The following is an 18,332-nucleotide window of genomic DNA, read 5'->3' on the forward strand; positions in this document are numbered from 1 at the left end:
GGTCACGGCGCGCCTCGGAAGGTCAGAGCCACCCGCGGTCCTCGGCGACTCGGACCGCTTCGGCCCGAGTGCTGGTGCCGGTTTTTCCGATCGCCGAAGAGAGATGGTTGCGCACTGTCCCTTCCGACAGGTGCACCTGCGCCGCGATGGCACCGGCCGTTCCACCCTTCGACGCTGCGCGAAGAACTTCCTGCTCACGGGCGGTCAGCGGCGAGACGCCCTCGGTGAGCGTCTCGGTGGCGAGCGCGGGATCGACGACGCGCAGACCCATGTGGACCCGTCGCACGGCATCGGCCAACTGTTTGGCTGGAGTGTCCTTGACGACGAATCCGGAGGCTCCGGCATCGATCGCACGGCGCAGATATCCCGGCCTGCCGAACGTCGTGACGATCAGCACTTTCGACTCCGGTACCGCCTGAGCCAGCTCGGCGGTGACGTCGATGCCGTTCTTGCCCGGCATTTCCACGTCGAGCAGCACGACGTCGGGTCGATGTTCGAGAACCGCCGCCACCACTTCGTCGCCTCGTCCCACCTCGGCGACGATGTCGAGGTCGTGTTCGAGCCCCAACAATGCCGCGAGAGCACCACGCACCAGCGCTTGGTCGTCGGCCAGCAACAGCCTGATACTCATGGTGCCGAGACCTCCACCTTGCATCCGCCGGTCGGAACCCGGGCGACCGTCAGTGAACCACCGGCAGCGCTCACGCGTTCACCCAACCCGCGGAGCCCGTTTCCTCCACAGTGTTCCTCGGCCGGCCCGCATCCGTCGTCAACGATGGAAATGCTCGACGGCGTCAGCATCACTCGGCAGTGCCGTGCGTGGGAGTGTCGCACCACGTTGGTCACCGCTTCGCGCAGGACCCAGCCGAACAGTTCGCGGTGTCGCAGTGGAACGACGTCGGCATCCGCGGGCAGCTCGACGTCGATGGCTGCAGCCAGCAGAGCTGTTCGTGCGCTTGCCAGTTCGGTGCCGATGTCGATTTGCCGCATGCCGCCGACGGTGCTGCGAACGTCGGCCAGTGCTTGCCTTGCAAGGGTTTCCACCTCGGCGATCTCGACAGCTGCTCGGGCAGCATCGATCTCGAGCAATCTGCCGGCCAGTTCACTCTTGACAGTGATGACGGTCAGGGAATGCCCGAGAATGTCGTGCACGTCTCGGCTCATCCGCTCACGTTCGGCGACGATGGCCAGATCCGCCAATTGCTGCCGCGCCACGGCCAATTCGTGGTTGCGCTGGAAGACCTGGGTGATACCCCACGCGGCGGCCGAGCTGATCAGCAACTGAAACGCGAAAAAGTTGTCGGGCTCCCAGGACGGGATGACCCGCGGTGCCACTTCGATGGCCACCACCATCACCGCGACCAACGTCCATGCCTGCCGAACCGGCAGCGTCATCATCGCCAGCACCGCGATGTAGATCGTTGCACCGAATCCGGTGGTTCCGATCAGCGCGCTCATCGCCGCGGTCAGGGCCAGCATTGCCGCGAGCGCGATCCAGGCCTGCCGTACCGGCAGCGGGTGTCCGCGGCGGTGACCGTTGCGAAAGCGCCAGAAGGTGGCCGTGAACACGACTCCGAACCCGACGATCGCGGCGATACCGAGGACCCGTGCCGCCACAGACTCCAACGACAGAATCTCGTTCAACGGATAGATCAGGTAGATCAGCCAGATGGCTCCGAACATCCAGCCGTACCGCCAGACCCTGCCCTCGGGGAGGTCGGCGGTGAACGTGGTCATGTCGCCCACGGTATCTCCGTGGGCGACACGATCGGTGGTTTCCGCGTCAGGCACGCTTGGTGTCTTTCCGGAACAGCAGCGCCGCTCCTGCGATGAACACCACCGCCCACACCACCAGGTTGACCACTGCGACGGCGAGGATGCCTGCGTCGGCCGAGGTGAACGGAGCCCGGGCCACAGTCGCCAGACCGTACAGCGGGGTGAACTTCGCCAGCATCGGGAACCAGCCGCTGTCACCGAGCGGGACGAACAATCCGCCGGCCAGAGCGAGGAAGGCCAGTACCGGTCCGAGGATCTGCATGACGTTCTCCGAGGGCAGCAGGTACCCCATGAACAACCCGAATGCGGCGAACACCGCAGATCCGAGCCACGCGATCACTCCGCACGCGAGCCACACCCAGATCGGCATGTCGGCTCCGAAGAATGCCGCGACGACGAACACCACGACGATCGCTGCAGCACCCATCGTCATGGCGACGAGCATCTTGGTGACGATGTAAGCGACAGGTTTGAGCGGAGTCAGTCGCAACTGCCTGCTCCAGCCCTGAGCGCGTTCGACGCAGACCATCGCTCCCCCACTCGTGGTGGCCAGCATCGCTCCGTAGACGGCCATGCTGATGGCGATGTAGCCCGTGACATTGCCGTGCGCGAAAGGGTAGTTGGTCCGGTAGTCCGACTGCGTACCGAAGATGACGAAGAACACCGGCGGCATGACCAACGTGAAGACCAACGTGCGCTTGTTCCGGAACAGGCGACGGATTTCGAGTCCGAGGAACGTGGGCGAAAATCCGCCGTACGCAACGGCTCTGGCAGCGGTGGGGCGGGGCGAGGTCGTGGTCATCGGATACTCCCGGCGAGTTCGGTGTCGGCATCGGTGGTCAGAGCGAGGAACGCGTCCTCGAGGTTCCGCGAGACAATTTCGAGATCGGTCGCGTGCGCGTCGTTGAGCAGGTAGCGGGCAACGCAGTCGGAGTCGCGTCCGTGCACGATCACCCGGTCGCCGCGCGTCTCGACCCGGTCGACTCCGGGAAGAGCGAGCAACATTGACCGGTCGACACCGGGCAGAGTGGCGGTGACCGTGCGTCCCGCCGCGAGGTTCTTGACCTCGGCGGCGCTGCCGTCGGCGACGATCTTGCCGTGCCGCACCAGGACAATTCTGTCGGCGTAGGCATCGGCCTCGTCGAGGTAGTGCGTTGCGAACAGCACTGTTCGGCCGGTACTCGCGTCCTGGCGAATGGCGTTCCAGAAGTCACGTCGACCCTCGACGTCCATGCCGGTGGTCGGCTCGTCCAACACCAGCAGATCCGGGTCGGGCAACAGTGCAAGTGCGAATCGCAGTCGCTGTTGCTGGCCGCCGGAGCACTTGGCCACTCGCCGGTCGCCGATGTCGGCGATGCCGGCCCGAGTCAGGACTTCCTTCACCGACCGAGTTCGGGCGAACAGCGCCGCGGTCAGTTCGACGGTTTCGCGGACGGTCAGGTCGCGAAGAAGTCCGCCGGTCTGCATCACCGCCGAGATGCGCCCCTGAGCGATGGCGTCGGCCGGAGTTCCGCCGAACACCGATACCGTCCCGGTGGTGGGTATGGCCAGGCCGAGCATCATGTCGATGGTCGTGGTCTTGCCGGCACCGTTCGGTCCGAGAAAAGCGACTACCTCGCCCGGCTCGATGGACAGGTCGATTCCGTCCACCGCACGGACCGATCCGTATGTCTTCGTGACGCCTCGCAGTTCGACTGCCTTCGTTGTGGTCATGACAGCTACTCTGCTGCGATCCGAGCCCGACCACCTCGACCGAGCGTCACGATTGCACGATGACAACTGTCATGGATCGACCTGCTCGATTCGGACACGACCCAGCCGGTAGATTTCAGCGCATGGCAGTCCAGCACCGGCGGCACTCCAGCGCCACAGTCCGTAGGTCGGTTCATCGATTCCGTCGCCTCGCCGCAACAGGTGCTCTGACCTTGTTCGCTGCGGTTCTCCTCGCGCCGGGGGTTGCGTCCGCCGAGGCACCGTCGCGCCTGGCCACCCAGATCACCGACAACGTGCAGGCACTCGATCCGGACTCGCTGGCCGAGGTGCAGACGTCCATCGACGACCTGTACGGCGGCAGTCAGCTCAGGCTGTGGGTCACCTACGTTGCGGATTTCGACAACATGTCGGCGGCCGACTGGGCCGAGCAGACATACCAACGGAGCGATCTCGGCCAGCGTGACGTACTGCTCGCAGTAGCCACCGTCGATCGGTCGTACTACCTCGGCGTCAATACTGGGCTCTCACAGATCACCACGGCAGAGCAGGACGACATTCGTGTCAACGACGTCGAACCTGCACTGGGCGAAGAGGATTGGTCGGGAGCGGCCATCGCGGCCGCCGGCGCACTCGGCGAGGCCTATGCATCGAGCGGTGGAGGTGGGTCGTCGGCACCGCTGCTGATCGGTGTCGGGGTGTTGGCCGTCGCAGGCGGCGGAGCTGTTGTCTACTCCTCACGGCGCAAGAAGGCTCGAGTGGCCGCCGAGGTGGAAGCGGTGGCGAAGATCGACCCGAGCGACCCGGCAGCATTGGCCCAATTCCCGATCGACGTTCTCGACACCCGCGCCAAGGAAATTCTGATCGAGACCGACAACGCCGTGCGAGCCAGCGAGGAGGAATTGACCTTGGCCCGAGGCGAATTCGGCGATTCGGCAGCCGCTCCCTTCATCACGGCGTACGACAACGCAAAGAAAGCTCTGGCCTCTGCCTTCGAGATCCGTCAGCGGCTCGACGACGCCATTCCTGAAACCCCCGATCAGCGACGGGCGATGCTCGTCGAAATCATCTCCTCGTGCGGCCAGGCAGATCGCGAACTCGACTCTCGGGTCGAGGAATTCGACGGATTCCGCGACCTCGTCATGAACGCCGGTTCGCATCTCGACGAGCTCACCCAAGCCATCATCGGCTTGACGGTGCGCATTCCGCAGTCCGAAGCCGTACTCGCTCAACTGCATTCGGAATTCTCCGAGACCGCATTGAAATCGATTGCCGACAACGTCACGATGGCCAAGGATCGAGTTGCGCTGGCCGAGGAGAACATCGAAGCCGGCCGCAAGGCCGCAGCACTGCCGCCCGGTAAGCAGGGCCCGGCCGTCACAGCGATTCGGACCGCGGAACGAGCCGTCGATCAGGCGAAGTCGTTGCTCGACGGAGTCGACCACGCCCGCGACGACATACGGCACGCAATAGCCACCCTGCCCGACGCCATCGCGGACGTCCGCCGGGACATCGAGCAGGCTCGCGGACTGACCGAACACGGCGGTACCGAACTGCAGGCGGCGATGGCCGCGGCACAGACGGCATTGAAGAACGCCGAGACGGCACAGTCGAGCGATCCGCTCGGTAGTTACACCGCCCTTGCCGCAGCAGATTCCGAACTCGAGAAGATCGTCGACGAAGCGTCTGCGGAGAAGGCCGCCGAGGATCAGCTGCGGGCGCGTCTGGAACGCGATATTGCCGCTGCCCAGGCGCAGATCACTGCTGCAGCGGACTACATCTCGACCCGACGCGGCGGAGTGGGTGCCGATGCTCGAACGCGTTTGTCCGAAGCCGAACGGCATCTCGGTGCAGCTCGGCAGCTCGAACCGGAAAATCCCGACGAGGCTCTCAAGCACGCGCATGCCGCCAGTCAATTGGCTTCGCGCGCATCGCAGATCGCCCAATCCGATGTACAGAACTGGGAAAATCGGCACGGCCCACGCGGCGGTAGCAGCGGCGGCAACGTAGCAGGCGCCGTACTCGGCGGGATCCTGATCAACAGCGTGCTGCGCGGTGGCGGAGGCGGATTCGGCGGCGGCTTCGGTGGTGGCGGGGGCTTCGTCGGCGGTGGAGGCGGAGGCGGCGGCTTCGGCGGAGGCGGCGGCCGCTTCTGAATCCGACCGAGACATGCGACAGGGCCCGCTCTCTCATCGAGAGATCGGGCCCTGTCGATTGCCTACAGCTCTACGCGCCGATCAGTCGGGACGCGATGTAACCCTCGACCTGATCGAGAGCCACGCGCTCCTGTGCCATCGTGTCGCGCTCACGAATGGTGACGGCGTGGTCGTCGAGGGTGTCGAAGTCGACGGTGATGCAGAACGGGGTACCGATCTCGTCCTGACGACGGTAGCGACGGCCGATGGCTCCGGCATCGTCGAATTCCACGTTCCAGTACTGACGCAGTTGCTGCGCAAGATCTTTCGCCTTCGGCGTCAGGTCTGCGTTACGCGAGAGCGGGAGCACAGCGACCTTCACCGGGGCAAGACGACGATCGAGCTTGAGCACGACACGCTTGTCGACGCCGCCCTTGGCGTTGGGTGCCTCGTCCTCGGTGTACGCGTCGACGAGGAACGCCATCAGCGACCGAGTCAAGCCGGCGGCCGGCTCGATGACGTACGGGGTGTACCGGGTGTCGGTGGCCTGCTCGTAGTAGCTCAGGTCCTGGCCCGACGCCTTCGAGTGCACCGTCAGGTCGTAATCGGTGCGGTTCGCGACGCCCTCGAGCTCACCCCAGGCGCTGCCCTGGAAGCCGAAGCGGTACTCGATGTCGACGGTGCGCTTGGAGTAGTGCGACAGCTTTTCCTTGGCGTGCTCGTACAGCCGCAGGTTCTCCGGATCGATGCCGAGATCGGTGTACCACTTCATGCGGTAGTCGATCCAGTACTGATGCCACTCGTCGTCCTCGCCGGGCTTGACGAAGAACTCCATCTCCATCTGCTCGAACTCGCGAGTGCGGAAGATGAAGTTTCCCGGCGTGATCTCGTTGCGGAAGCTCTTGCCGATCTGGCCGATGCCGAACGGCGGCTTCTTGCGTGAGGTCGTCAGCACGTTGGCGAAGTTGACGAAGATGCCTTGGGCGGTCTCGGGGCGAAGGTAATGCAGCCCCTCTTCGTTGTCGACCGGGCCGAGGAAGGTCTTGAGCAGGCCGGAGAATGCGCGCGGCTCGGTCCACGAACCGGGCTCACCGGTCTCCGGGTCGCGGATATCGGCGAGTCCGTTCTCGGGCGGGTGGCCGTGCTTCTCCTCGTAGGCCTCGATGAGGTGATCGGCACGGTAGCGCTTGTGGGTGTGCAGCGACTCGACGAGCGGATCGGAAAACGTCTCGACGTGGCCGGAGGCCTCCCACACCTGGCGCGGCAAAATCACCGACGAGTCGAGCCCGACGGTGTCGTCGCGGCTGGTGACCATGTTGCGCCACCACTGCTTCTTGATGTTCTCCTTGAGCTCGACGCCGAGCGGACCGTAGTCCCAGGCCGACTTCGTACCGCCGTAGATTTCGCCGCACGGGTAGACGAGACCTCTGCGCTTGGCGAGGTTGGCGACGGTTTCGACCTTGGACTTGGGTGCCACTGGCGGAGCTCTCCATCTTCGGTTACATCGTGTAAGAGGTGACGTGGGCGGTTTTCGCCCTGATCAGACTATCTGGCTCGGTCGTCGATTCCGAACAGCGGTCGGGCACCGAAATTGACATGCGCACCTGTGCATATCACAATGAATATGATTTGCAATAACGATGACTGCACTAGCCTGAGTTCATGACGTCGACCGTGCAGGGAGAATTCGACAACCGACCGGTGACCGAAGGAGCCGCAGCCATGTCCACGGTGCACACCCACAGAACCGACTCGTCCATGGAGACGGCGGCGCATCTGCAGGATCCGGAACGCCCGGTGCACGACGACCCGTTCGCCACCACTCCCCCGGCGTTACTTCCGCCGAAGGAGACCTTGGCCGCGGCCGGCGACATCCTGCGTGCACTGGCCGCACCGGTTCGGATTGCGATCGTCCTGCAGCTCCGAGAATCCGAGCGCTGCGTTCACGAACTCGTCGTCGCCCTCGGTGTGACACAGCCGTTGATCAGCCAGCATCTGCGGGTTCTCAAGGCGGCCGGTGTGGTCCGCGGAGAACGTAACGGCCGCGAGGTCCTGTACCGACTGGTCGACGACCATCTCTCCCACATCGTCGTCGACGCCGTGGCTCACGCCGAGGAAGGCCGAAACCTGTGACCGAGAAGACGACCGATACCGCCACTCCGAGACGACCCGTCGTAGTCGGAGTACGAGCCACGAAGCAACGCAGTGCGATCTCGGATCTGCTCGACACCATCGAGGAGTTCAAGTCCGCGCAGGATCTGCACGACGAGCTGCGCAAGCGCGGTGAGGGGATCGGCCTGACGACCGTGTACCGCACACTGCAGACCCTTGCCGACGCAGGAACGGTCGACGTTCTGCGTACCGACAACGGCGAGTCGGTCTACCGGCGTTGCTCCTCGGGCCATCATCACCACCTGGTGTGCCGAGCATGCGGATTCACCGTCGAGGTCGAGGGTCCCACCGTCGAGAAGTGGTCGCAGAGTGTCGCCGAGTCCAACGGCTTCAGCGACGTGAGCCACACCATCGAGATATTCGGCACCTGCAGTCAGTGCAGCACGGCCGGTCACTGAACAGCTCTCACCCCACCGCACCCACCAGGCGAGGCACCACCGAATCGATGGCGAACGGAATGGACAGCACCGAGTTGTACGTGATCGCCCCACGCTGATCGATGGATAACGGAACGATGGCGTCGTTGCGGGCGGCTGTCAGTGTTCCGAAGATCGGATTCTCCGCCACGACGTCGATGTCGTCGCCGGTGCCGAGATAGAGCACCACATCGGCGTCGAGCTTCGAGATGTTCTCGGCCGAGACCGGAACGAAGAAGTTGGTTCCGTTGTCCTCGGCCAGGATCGGGTCCGGAATCCCGAAGCCCAATGACGTGACGAACGTCCCCCGCGCGTCCCCCGGCAGATATGCGCCGAACTGACCGTCGTACGGAAGTACCACGGCGGCAGTCTTACCCGCGAACTCCGGATGTGCGGCTCGAACCTGTTCGAGTGCAGCCGTGGTCTGGGCGTTCAGCTCCTTGCCACGATCGGATTCGCCCATCGCGCGGGCGATGGTGTCGGTTGCCACCTCGCGATCGACGGCGTATGCCGCCGATCCGGCCGGTCGAGCGACGGTCGGGGCGATGTCACTGAGTTGCGCGTAGGTGGCCTCGTCGAAGCCGGCGTTCAGCCCGGTGATCAGATCCGGTTGCAGAGAAGCGATCAGCTCGAAGTTCGGTTCGGACTCCGAGCCCAGCAGCGTCAGTGGTGCGTCGCCCACCAACTCGTCGGTCCACGGACCGAGTCCGGTCTCGTAGAAGGTGTATCCGGTGTTTCCGACCGGGACGGTTCCGAGCGCGATGACGGCATCGGCGTCGGACACCCCGAGCGTGACTATGCGGGTGGGCTTCTCCGGAACGGTCGTGCTGCCGTAGATGTGGTCGATGACCACCGGGAAAACACCGTCCGAAGACTGGGCCGCGCTGTCGTCGGGTTCTGCTGTGGAGCAGGCAGTTGCGGACGCGCCGATGGCCATCACCGCCACCACTGCCGTCAGCATTCTGGACACTCGAACCGCCATTGCAACCGCCTTCACGTGAGTAAGTAAAGGCTTACCTTAGACGACCGTTCAGGGCAGCAAACCCTCGCGGGCCTTCTCGACCCCGGCGAGCACCAGAATCAACATCGTCAACATCGCTTCGTCGTCCAACCCGTTGGCCGGAAAGGTGTAGCGCAACAACACATCTGCCAGCTTGTCGTGGGTGTTGACCGAAATCGCGCCGAACTGCGAATCGGCGTTGCGGTCGGCTACCTTCTTGTGTAGTGCGGGCTTGAGCGGTCGATCCCACGCCAGCACCGCGGTGAGCGAAAGCACCTCGAGCTCCGGCGAGAGCTGCACCGCGCGTAGCGAGCACAGCGCACCTGCATAGTCGAACCCCAGAGAGCCTTCCTCCCCCACAGTGACAGTGGCGAACTGCGCCAACGCCAACTGAGCCCGCGTCTGCAAGGTGAGGCCAGATACATCGTCACTCATATTTCACTCCACCGAATCGTCGGTCCCGCGACGCGAATTCGATGCAGGCCTCCCACAGATCTCGACGATCGAAATCGGGGAACAGTTTCTTCTGGAACACGAACTCCGCGTAGGCCGACTGCCACAGCAGGAAATTGGAGGTTCTCTGCTCCCCCGAGGGACGCAGGAACAGGTCGACGTCGGGCATGTCCGCCTCGTCGAGGTACTTCGCGACGGTCGCCTCGGTGATCTTTTCCGGGTTGATCTTTCCGGCGGCAACCTGACGCGCTATTTCCCTTGTGGCATCGGCAATTTCGGCTCGCCCGCCGTAATTGACGCACATCGTCAGCGTCATCACCGTGTTGTGCTTCGTCAGCTCCTCGGCCACTTCGAGTTCCTTGATGACGCTGCCCCACAGTCGCGGTCGCCGACCGGCCCAGCGCACCCGCACACCCATCTCGTTCATCTCGTCTCGTCGACGCCGGATCACGTCGCGATTGAAGCCCATCAAGAACTTGACCTCGTCGGGACTGCGCTTCCAGTTCTCCGTGGAGAAAGCGTACGCAGACAACCACTGCACGCCGATTTCGATGCAGCCACAGACAGCATCCATCAGTACTGCTTCGCCCTGCTCGTGCCCTGCGGTTCGCGGCAACCCACGATCCTGAGCCCACCGGCCGTTACCGTCCATGACCAGAGCGACGTGACGAGGAATCAGCTCCGGCTGCAAGATCGGCGGCCGCGCACCCGAGGGGTGCGGGTCCGGCGGGCGAACCGCCGGCCGTTCGTCAGGCCGGTGTTGCGGCTCGCGTCGTCGAATCACGGTCCCCATCCTGCCCGACGGTGTCGGCGAACACGGAGTCAGGTTGGGCCAGCGGCACCTGGTGTGGATGCGAGCGCTCGATGAGCGGAAGTGTGCGGAGCTGGCGTTCGAGATGCCACTGCAGATGAGCCGCCACCAGGCCACTGGCCTGCTTTCGGACCGCATCGGAGGTGGTGACGGTGTAGTCCCACTCCCCTCGTTCGAGGGCCACCATCAAATCCAGAACACCGCTCGATGGCGTCGCAGATCCCGGCGGTCGGCAATGCACGCACACAGCGCCACCTGCGGCGACGTGGAACGCACGATGCGGCCCCACCGCAGCGCATCGAGCGCAGTCCGTCAGTGCGGGAGCCCATCCGGCGAAACCCATCGCACGCAGCAGATACGCGTCGAGTACCAACTCGGGCGGCCGCACGTGCTGCGCAAGGGCACGCAGCGCGCCGACGGTCAGCTGGTGCAGGCGCTGCGCGGGGGCGTGTTCTTCGCCGGCCAGACGCTCGGCGGTTTCGAGGACAGCGCAGCCGGTCGTGTACCGGCCGTAATCGGCAACGATGTCTCCGCCGAACGCGTCCACCGTGTGCACCTGAGTGACGATGTCGAGGTTGCGTCCCGGATAGAGCAGGACGTCGATGTGCGCAAACGGCTCCAGCCGTGCGCCGAACTTGGACTTGGTGCGGCGCACCCCCTTGGCCACCGCACGAACGATACCGTTCTCCCTGGTCAGCAACGTGACGATGCGATCGGCCTCACCCAGCTTGTGCTGGCGCAGGACGACTGCGTTGTCACGGTATGGCCTCACGCTCTCCAGTGTCCCACGTGGGCGTCGACGAAGATCGTTCCCGCGCTGACGGTGGGTCGATACTGTGCACACGTGGATTTCCATCGGTCGACACTCGTTGCTCAGGCTGCCGAACTCGCGTCGAGACGCGTCACCTCGGTCGAGGTGGTCACCGCTGCGCTGGATCGCATAGAACGCAGTCAACCCACCCTCAACGCGTTCCGGATCGTGCGACGAGATGCCGCCCTCGCCGAAGCCGCCGAGGCCGATCGGCTGATCGCTGCGGGCTCGTCCGCTCCCCTGCTCGGCGTTCCTATCGCAGTCAAGGACGACGTCGACATCGTCGGCGAACCGACCGCCTTCGGCTGCGCGGGCCGGTTTCCTCCTGCCACCGAGGACTCCGAGGTGGTCCGCCGACTGCGTGCGGCAGGGGCGATCATCGTGGGAAAGACGAACAGTCCCGAACTCGGGCAATGGCCGTTCACGGGCGGATCGTTCGGCCACACGAGGAATCCGTGGCACCGAGACCGAACTCCGGGCGGTTCCTCCGGTGGCAGTTCTGCCGCGGTCGCAGCCGAATTGGTCTCCGCCGCTCTGGGTTCCGACGGCGCCGGCTCGGTGCGCATCCCGGCGTCGTGGACCAACCTCGTCGGCATCAAGCCGCAGCGCGGCCGAATTTCCACCTGGCCCGATGCCGAGGCGTTCAACGGCATCACCGTCATCGGTCCGCTCGCCCGAACGGTGGCCGACGCAGCCCTGCTTCTCGACGTGGTCTCCGGTGGGCACGACGGCGATCTGCACCGGCCCACTCCGCTGACCGTCTCGGACGCTGTCGGCCGCGACCCCGGTTCCCTGCGCATCGCGTTGAGTCTGCGCAAGCCGTTCATTCCGACACCCGCGGCACTGGATCCCGAGATCACGGCTGCGGCGTACGAGATGGCTGCCGTGCTGCGGTTGCTCGGTCACCGCGTGGTCGTCGACGATCCTGCGTACGGAATGTTGTTGGGGCTCAACTTCTTACCGCGGTCGTTGGCCGGAGTCGCGGCCTGGCTCGACCGCCTGCCCGACCCGTCTCTGGCCGACCCCCGCACCCGAGCCAACGCCCGGAGCGGACGAGCCCTCGCCGGCGCACCACTGCGGGCGGCCCGCGCGGCAGAGCCAAGGATAGCCCGCCGCATCGGCCAGTTCTTCGACGACTACGACATCGTGCTCGCCCCGACGACAGCCACGCCGCCTCCGCGGGTCGACGCCATCGACGGCATCTCCAACGCCGACACCGACCGCGTGATCACCGAGCACTGCCCGTACACGTGGCCGTGGAACGTCCTCGGTTGGCCGAGCGTCAACGTCCCCGCGGGACTGACGAAAGCCGGTCTACCGATCGGTCTGCAGCTGATGGGCCACGAATCCACAGAGCCTCTGCTGGTGTCGGTGGCCGCTCAACTCGAGAACGTTCTGCAGTGGCATCGCCGACGCCCCGAGCCGTGGTGGACCCAGGTGCGCGACACCTCGTAGCCAACTCACCTGGACACGTCAGAAGCCGAGCTTGCCCATCTGCTTGGGGTCGGTCTGCCAGTCCTTGGCGATCTTGACGTGCAGATCCAGGTAGATGCGGGTACCGAGCAATTTTTCGATCTGCAGTCGCGACGCGGTGCCGACCTCTTTGAGTCGCGAGCCGCCCTTGCCGATGATGATGGCCTTCTGGCTGGACCGTTCGACGTACAGGATCGCGTGCACATCGAGCATGTTGTCGTGGCCCTCGCGCGGCACGACCTCCTCGATGACCACTGCCAGCGAGTGCGGGAGCTCGTCGCGGACACCTTCGAGCGCTGCCTCGCGGATCAGCTCGGCCATGAGGATTTCCTCCGGCTCGTCCGTCAGTTCCCCGTCGGGATAGAAGGCGGGACCCGGCGGCAATTCGGAGGCCAGGAGGTCGACGAGCTTCTCGATCTGCTCACCGGATTCGGCCGATACCGGGATCACGTGCGAATTCTCGCCCAGCAACTTCGACAACGACATCAACTGCTGTACGACGCGTTCCTTCTTGACCTTGTCGATCTTGGTCACGATGCCGATCAGGGTGGTCTTCGGCGCGATGTGCCGCACTTGTTCGAGGATCCACCGGTCGCCCGGTCCGATCTTCTCGTCGGCGGGGATGCACAGTCCGATGACGTCGACCTCGGAGTAGGTGTCCTGCACCAGGTCGTTGAGGCGTTGTCCCAGAAGCGTTCTCGGTCGGTGGAGCCCCGGGGTGTCGACGAGGATCAGTTGCGCGTGGTCGCGGTGCACGATGCCGCGGATCGTGTGGCGCGTGGTTTGGGGTCGCGAGGACGTGATGGCGATCTTCGACCCCACCAGTGCATTGGTCAGGGTGGACTTGCCGGTGTTGGGCCGGCCTACGAAACAGACGAATCCGGATCGGAACTCTTCGGTGTGTTGCTCGGACATCGAGCACCTCCAGATTTCAGTGTTGGTGAGTGACGTCCGACGAGTCGTCGTCCTCGGTGGATTCTTCGTCGGGTTCGAGCTTTTCGACCAGCACGGTGGTGATGCGGACGCGGCCCTTCGGGTCGGCTCCGCCCTCGCCGCGCAGCAACAGCCCGTGAGTGGTTACTTCGGAACCGGGCAGCGGCACGCGGCCGAGCTCGTAGCCGAGGAGTCCGCCGACGGTATCGACCTCCTCGGATTCGATGTCGATACCGAAGATTTCGCCCAGATCCTCGAGCGGTACCCGCGAGGACACCCGGAACCGTCCGTCTTCGAGTTGCTCGATGGGTGCTACCTCGTCCGAGTCGTATTCGTCGGCGATTTCGCCGACGATCTCCTCGATGACGTCCTCGATGGTCACCAGGCCCGCGATGCCGCCGTACTCGTCGACCAACAACGCCATATGGTTTCGGTCTCGCTGCATCTCGGCGAGAAGACTGTCGAGCGGCTTGGAGTCCGGCACGAACACCGCCGGACGCATCAGTTCGGAGACCTGTACGCCTCGCCCACCGTCGGTGGAGTAATACGTCTGCTGCACAAGGTCTTTGAGGTACACCACGCCGACGATATCGTCCACGTTCTCGCCGATCACCGGGATGCGAGAGTGCCCACTGCGCACGGCCAGCGACGTCGCCTGCCCCGCCGACTTGTCGGATTCGATCCACACCATCTCGGGCCGCGGCACCATGACCTCGCGGGCCGAGGTATCGCCCAGCTCGAACACCGATTGAATCATTCGGCGTTCGTCGTCGGCCACGACTCCGCGCTCGCGAGCCATGTCGACGAGCTCACGTAGCTCGATCTCGGATGCGAACGGGCCGTTGCGAAATCCCTTGCCCGGGGTGATCGCGTTACCGATGAGGATGAGCAGCCTGCTGATCGGCCCGAGGAGCCAGCCGAGGGCGCGCAACGGCAACGCTGCGGCGAGCGCGATCGAGTACGCGTTCTGCCTACCCAGCGTTCTCGGACCGACGCCGATCACGACGTAACTGACCAAAACCATTGCCACAGCGGTGATCACGAGCGCGGTGGTCGAGTCGATCAATTGGGTCAGGCCGCCTGCGAGCAGCACCGTGCCGCCGATTTCGCACAGAATACGAAGCAGCACCATGAGATTGACGTACCGCGGGCGGTCGGCAACCACGACGACGAGGCCGGTGGCACCCGGTCTCTCGTCCTTGACCATGTCTTCGATTCGCGCCCGCGAGACGGTGTTCAGGGCCGAATCGACTGCGGCGAACAAGCCGCCGAGAGGAACCAGCAGAACGGCGAAGACGATGAGTGCGGCAGCACTGCTCACGCGCTAGGACCCCGCACTCCCGCTGGTCCGAACACGCACATCATCGGTCGAGACCGTCGACGAAGCCGGCCTTGCCGAGCAGCCGAGCGTCTCGAACGGCCTGTTCGGCTGCCTGCTCCGCCCGCCTGGCGTCTTCGTACCATTCGGCCAGCAGACGGTTCTGCAGCTCGAACATTTCCTTCTCTTCGTCCGGCTCGGCGTGGTCGTAGCCGAGCAGGTGCAGCACGCCGTGCACGGTGAGCAGCGCGAGCTCGTGTTCGAGCGAATGTCCTGCTGCCGCGGCCTGATCCGCCGCGAAGGACGGGCACAGCACGATGTCTCCGAGCATCGCCGGTCCGGGCTCGGGAGCATCGGGCCGACCGCCCGGTTCGAGCTCGTCCATCGGAAACGACATCACGTCGGTGGGGCCGGGCAGATCCATCCAGCGCATGTGCAGATCTGCCATGGTTGCCGAATCCACCAGCACCATGGACAGTTCCGCAGCGGGGTGCACGTCCATGCCTGCGATCGCGAACCGTGCGACCGAGACCAGTTCGGGCTCGGAGATGTCCATCCCCGACTCGTTGGACACTTCGATACTCATCTAGCCACTACCCACGCTCTCGTTGCCTGCATTACCGTTTCCGTACGCCTGAATCATCTTCTCGCCGAACGCGGCCCACCGGCACGGCGTTGCGCGCGGTTCGCGATGACGCCTTCCGATGCGGACTCGAAGCGCTCGTAGGCGTCGACGATTTCCGAGACGAGCCGGTGACGCACCACGTCACTACTGGTCAGTTGCGCGAAGTGGATGTCGTCCACGTCGGTGAGAATCTCCGACGCCGCACGAAGGCCCGACCGGGCACCTCCGGGTAGGTCGACCTGCGTCACGTCTCCGGTGACGACGATCTTCGATCCGAATCCGAGACGCGTGAGGAACATCTTCATCTGTTCGGCCGTGGTGTTCTGCGCCTCGTCGAGAATGATGAACGCGTCGTTGAGCGTACGGCCACGCATGTAGGCGAGCGGCGCGACCTCGATGACTCCGGCCTGCATCAGCTTGGGGATGGCCTCGTCGTCCATCATGTCGTGCAAGGCGTCGTGCAGTGGACGCAGATACGGGTCGATCTTCTCGTGCAAGGTTCCGGGCAGAAAGCCCAGACGCTCACCTGCTTCCACCGCAGGCCGCGTCAGGATGATGCGGCTGACCTGCTTGGTCTGCAATGCCTGCACTGCCTTGGCCATGGCCAGGTAGGTCTTGCCCGTTCCGGCAGGACCGATTCCGAACACGATCGTGTTGGCATCGATCGCGTCGACGTAGCGCTTCTGGTTCAACGTCTTGGGCCGAATGGTCTTGCCTCGACGCGACAGAATGTCCAGGCTCAGCACCTCGGCGGGAGAATCCGACACCCCCTCGGTGAGCATGGCGATCGACCGGCGCACCGCATCGGGAGTCAGTGGCTGAGCACGTTTGGCCAATGCCGCCAATTCGGTGATCACCCGCTCGGCCAACGCCACATCGGGCACCTTCCCGGTGAGCGTCACGGCGTTCCCTCGTACGTGGATGTCGGCCGTCAGCATCTGCTCGAGCGCCCGGAGGTTCTCGTCGGACTGTCCCAGCAGCGGCATCACTGCTTCGGGGGCGAGCTCCAAGGTGGACCGAACGTCGCGCTCGGCGGGAAATTCGCTGTGTTCACTCACGTGGTGGCTATGGCCTGCTCTCTTGTTTCGACCGGTGACGCTGATGTATTCGAACGCGTCCGTCAGGTCGCGCTCGGACCAAGTTTAACGCCGCAGGATCGATGCGCATTCCTATTACCCACGGCGCTCGCCCAGGACGGCCTCGAGCGAGAGCGCCCAGCACCGCGAATCCGGGTTCAGGAAGGCGAAGTGGTCCTCGCCCGGCACGATCGCCGGCTCCGCGTCGTCGCCCGCGGCTCGTGCGGCCTCGACGTACCTCGAGCTCTGCGAAGCCGGGACCTGAAGGTCATCGGATCCGTGCAGACAGATCGTCGGAATGCCGATGGGTAGTCGGGCCAGGGGTGAGGCCGACCGGTACAGCTCGGGCTCGTCTTCGTAGCGGGCCTGCAGCAGGGCCTCGACCGCCGGATTGGTACGTCCCGACGCCCCGCGCGGCTCCAGATCGAGGACACCCGCCTGCGAGACGATGCGCGTCGGCCGGACCGTCGTGTCGGTTTCGCCGCCGAGCCACACTGCCAGGTGGCCGCCCGCCGAGTGCCCGATGACGCGGACATCGTCGACACCGACCGGGGCGTGGTGCTGTACCACTCCGGCCACGGCGTCGAGTGCGGCGCGCACGTCGGCCTGCATCTCTGGCCAGTGCCCGCCCGCACCGACGCGTCGGTACTCGATGTTCCAGGCCACCGCACCGGCTCCGGCGACAGCTCGGGCGAACTGGGTGCCCAGATTCGACGCGTACTGCCCACTCCAGAATCCACCGTGCACGATCACGACCACCGGTGTCGCGGGCGTGACCGGCGCTGACGGCAGATAGAGGTGTCCGAACTGTTCCGGATGCTCGCCGTACGCGATCTTGATGCGAACGCTCATGCGTTCGGAAAGTCGGGCGGAAGTTGCGCCCACCGCGTCGTCAGAACGCCGAGAGCTCCCAACGCAACAGCTCCGGCCGTCGAGGTTCGCAGCACCGTCGGCCCCAGCACCACCGGGGTCGCGCCTGCCTCGGTCAGAGCCGCGATCTCTCTGTCGTCGAGGCCACCCTCGGGTCCGACGACGATCGCGACCTCGGGCACCGAATCGAACGGCAGGTCGCGAAATGCCGAGGTGGCCGCTTCGTGCAACACGGCAACGATGCCGCCGCCCGCCACGATCCGGTGCACGAGGGCGTACACCGAGCGTGAATCGTGCAACTCGGAGACCTCGGGGATGTATGCGCGACGCGATTGCTTGGCCGCCTCGGCGGCGGTGCTGCGCCAGCGCGCGACCCCCTTGGTCGCCTTGGGCCCTTCCCAGCGAGCGACGCATCGCGCCGACTGCCATGGCACCACGGCGTCGATCCCGGCCTCGGTGGCCAGCTCGATCGCCAGTTCGGAGCGGTCCGCCTTCGGCAGCGCCTGAATCAGCGTCACCGTGGGAGTGGCTCGCGGCATGTCCGTGCGCGACTGCACCGTCAGTTCGAGTCGGTTCTTCTCGGCACCGACGACGACCGTATCGGCCAGACCGCCGGCACCGTCACTGAGCAGCAGTCGCTCGCCGACTCGGATCCGCCGCACGGTCGCGGCGTGATGACCTTCTTTGCCGTCGAGCACGGCGAGCTCTCCCACGGCCGGCAGCGGCGTGAGATAGAAGACCGTGGGGGCCATG

The 18,332-nt window shown here is 64.9% G+C and carries 19 protein-coding genes; 4 read left to right on the forward strand and 15 right to left on the reverse strand.

Features of this window, described 5'->3' with window-relative positions; genetic code table 11:
- Positions 1–22 precede the first annotated feature (22 nt).
- Genes J2X62_RS12225 through J2X62_RS12240 form a run of 4 tightly spaced genes read right to left on the reverse strand, consistent with a single transcriptional unit; the run spans position 23 to position 3,489 of the window.
- Positions 23–631, reverse strand: a complete 609-nt coding sequence (locus J2X62_RS12225; RefSeq protein ID WP_032374419.1) for a response regulator transcription factor — start codon at positions 629–631, stop codon at positions 23–25.
- Positions 628–1,737: a sensor histidine kinase gene (locus J2X62_RS12230; RefSeq protein ID WP_310180855.1), complete on the reverse strand. Its 1,110-nt coding sequence runs from the start codon at positions 1,735–1,737 to the stop codon at positions 628–630. The genes J2X62_RS12225 and J2X62_RS12230 overlap by 4 nt, the downstream gene beginning before the upstream one ends.
- A gap of 46 nt (positions 1,738–1,783) precedes the next feature.
- Positions 1,784–2,578, reverse strand: coding sequence for an ABC transporter permease (locus J2X62_RS12235; protein WP_310180857.1), 795 nt, complete (start codon positions 2,576–2,578; stop codon positions 1,784–1,786).
- Positions 2,575–3,489, reverse strand: coding sequence for an ABC transporter ATP-binding protein (locus J2X62_RS12240; RefSeq protein WP_032399937.1), 915 nt, complete (start codon positions 3,487–3,489; stop codon positions 2,575–2,577). The genes J2X62_RS12235 and J2X62_RS12240 overlap by 4 nt, the downstream gene beginning before the upstream one ends.
- 122 nt (positions 3,490–3,611) lie before the next feature.
- Here J2X62_RS12240 and J2X62_RS12245 point away from each other — a divergent pair, with 122 nt between their 5' ends.
- The gene (locus tag J2X62_RS12245; protein ID WP_310180860.1) at positions 3,612–5,642 is read left to right on the forward strand and encodes a TPM domain-containing protein; all 2,031 of its coding nucleotides are present in this window, start codon (positions 3,612–3,614) and stop codon (positions 5,640–5,642) included.
- A gap of 70 nt (positions 5,643–5,712) precedes the next feature.
- Here J2X62_RS12245 and J2X62_RS12250 read toward each other — a convergent pair whose 3' ends face one another.
- Positions 5,713–7,098 (reverse strand): glycine--tRNA ligase, encoded by a 1,386-nt coding sequence (locus tag J2X62_RS12250; protein ID WP_027497488.1) that lies wholly within the window; start codon positions 7,096–7,098, stop codon positions 5,713–5,715.
- Positions 7,099–7,379: 281 nt separating this feature from the next.
- On the opposite strand from J2X62_RS12250, the gene J2X62_RS12255 reads away from it, so the two are divergent.
- Together J2X62_RS12255 and J2X62_RS12260 are read left to right on the forward strand one after the other, a co-directional pair.
- Positions 7,380–7,754: a metalloregulator ArsR/SmtB family transcription factor gene (locus tag J2X62_RS12255; protein ID WP_051365396.1), complete on the forward strand. Its 375-nt coding sequence runs from the start codon at positions 7,380–7,382 to the stop codon at positions 7,752–7,754.
- Positions 7,751–8,191, forward strand: a complete 441-nt coding sequence (locus J2X62_RS12260) for a Fur family transcriptional regulator (protein ID WP_027497490.1) — start codon at positions 7,751–7,753, stop codon at positions 8,189–8,191. Before J2X62_RS12255 ends, J2X62_RS12260 begins: the two co-directional genes overlap by 4 nt.
- 7 nt (positions 8,192–8,198) lie before the next feature.
- Here the strand turns inward: J2X62_RS12260 and J2X62_RS12265 are convergent, their stop codons facing one another.
- From J2X62_RS12265 to recO, 4 genes are read right to left on the reverse strand one after another with little or no spacing between them, the layout of a single operon-like run.
- Positions 8,199–9,206 carry an iron-siderophore ABC transporter substrate-binding protein gene (locus tag J2X62_RS12265; RefSeq protein WP_310180863.1) on the reverse strand — a complete coding sequence of 336 codons (1,008 nt, stop codon included), beginning with the start codon at positions 9,204–9,206 and terminating at the stop codon, positions 8,199–8,201.
- Positions 9,207–9,239: 33 nt separating this feature from the next.
- Complete coding sequence (locus tag J2X62_RS12270) at positions 9,240–9,644, reverse strand: hypothetical protein (RefSeq protein ID WP_027497492.1); 405 nt, start codon at positions 9,642–9,644, stop codon at positions 9,240–9,242.
- On the reverse strand, positions 9,637–10,446 hold the full coding sequence (locus J2X62_RS12275) for an isoprenyl transferase (RefSeq protein ID WP_027497493.1): 810 nt from the start codon (positions 10,444–10,446) through the stop codon (positions 9,637–9,639). The genes J2X62_RS12270 and J2X62_RS12275 overlap by 8 nt, the downstream gene beginning before the upstream one ends.
- Complete coding sequence (gene recO / locus J2X62_RS12280) at positions 10,412–11,245, reverse strand: DNA repair protein RecO (RefSeq protein ID WP_032368171.1); 834 nt, start codon at positions 11,243–11,245, stop codon at positions 10,412–10,414. Before recO ends, J2X62_RS12275 begins: the two co-directional genes overlap by 35 nt.
- A gap of 72 nt (positions 11,246–11,317) precedes the next feature.
- Between recO and J2X62_RS12285 the strand changes: the two genes are divergently transcribed.
- Positions 11,318–12,739, forward strand: a complete 1,422-nt coding sequence (locus J2X62_RS12285; RefSeq protein WP_310180866.1) for an amidase — start codon at positions 11,318–11,320, stop codon at positions 12,737–12,739.
- 18 nt (positions 12,740–12,757) lie between these two features.
- On the opposite strand, the gene era is transcribed toward J2X62_RS12285, so the two are convergent.
- The 6 genes from era to J2X62_RS12315 all read right to left on the reverse strand — a co-directional run bounded on the left by era (position 12,758) and on the right by J2X62_RS12315 (position 18,331).
- Positions 12,758–13,672 (reverse strand): GTPase Era, encoded by a 915-nt coding sequence (gene era, locus J2X62_RS12290; RefSeq protein ID WP_027497495.1) that lies wholly within the window; start codon positions 13,670–13,672, stop codon positions 12,758–12,760.
- Between the two features lie 16 nt (positions 13,673–13,688).
- Entirely contained in the window at positions 13,689–15,011 is a 1,323-nt protein-coding gene (locus tag J2X62_RS12295; protein WP_027497496.1) for a hemolysin family protein, read from the reverse strand.
- A 40-nt stretch (positions 15,012–15,051) separates the two neighbouring features.
- Positions 15,052–15,594: an rRNA maturation RNase YbeY gene (ybeY, locus tag J2X62_RS12300; protein ID WP_032368173.1), complete on the reverse strand. Its 543-nt coding sequence runs from the start codon at positions 15,592–15,594 to the stop codon at positions 15,052–15,054.
- A 53-nt stretch (positions 15,595–15,647) separates the two neighbouring features.
- A complete protein-coding gene (locus J2X62_RS12305; protein ID WP_027497498.1) occupies positions 15,648–16,691 on the reverse strand; it encodes a PhoH family protein in 1,044 nt (347 codons plus the stop codon).
- A gap of 114 nt (positions 16,692–16,805) precedes the next feature.
- Complete coding sequence (locus tag J2X62_RS12310; RefSeq protein ID WP_310180872.1) at positions 16,806–17,561, reverse strand: alpha/beta hydrolase; 756 nt, start codon at positions 17,559–17,561, stop codon at positions 16,806–16,808.
- A complete protein-coding gene (locus J2X62_RS12315; RefSeq protein ID WP_032368175.1) occupies positions 17,558–18,331 on the reverse strand; it encodes a 16S rRNA (uracil(1498)-N(3))-methyltransferase in 774 nt (257 codons plus the stop codon). Before J2X62_RS12315 ends, J2X62_RS12310 begins: the two co-directional genes overlap by 4 nt.
- Position 18,332: the final 1 nt, after the last annotated feature.

Source organism: Rhodococcus sp. 3258 (genome assembly GCF_031456475.1).
GTDB classification, from domain to species: domain Bacteria; phylum Actinomycetota; class Actinomycetes; order Mycobacteriales; family Mycobacteriaceae; genus Rhodococcoides; species Rhodococcoides fascians.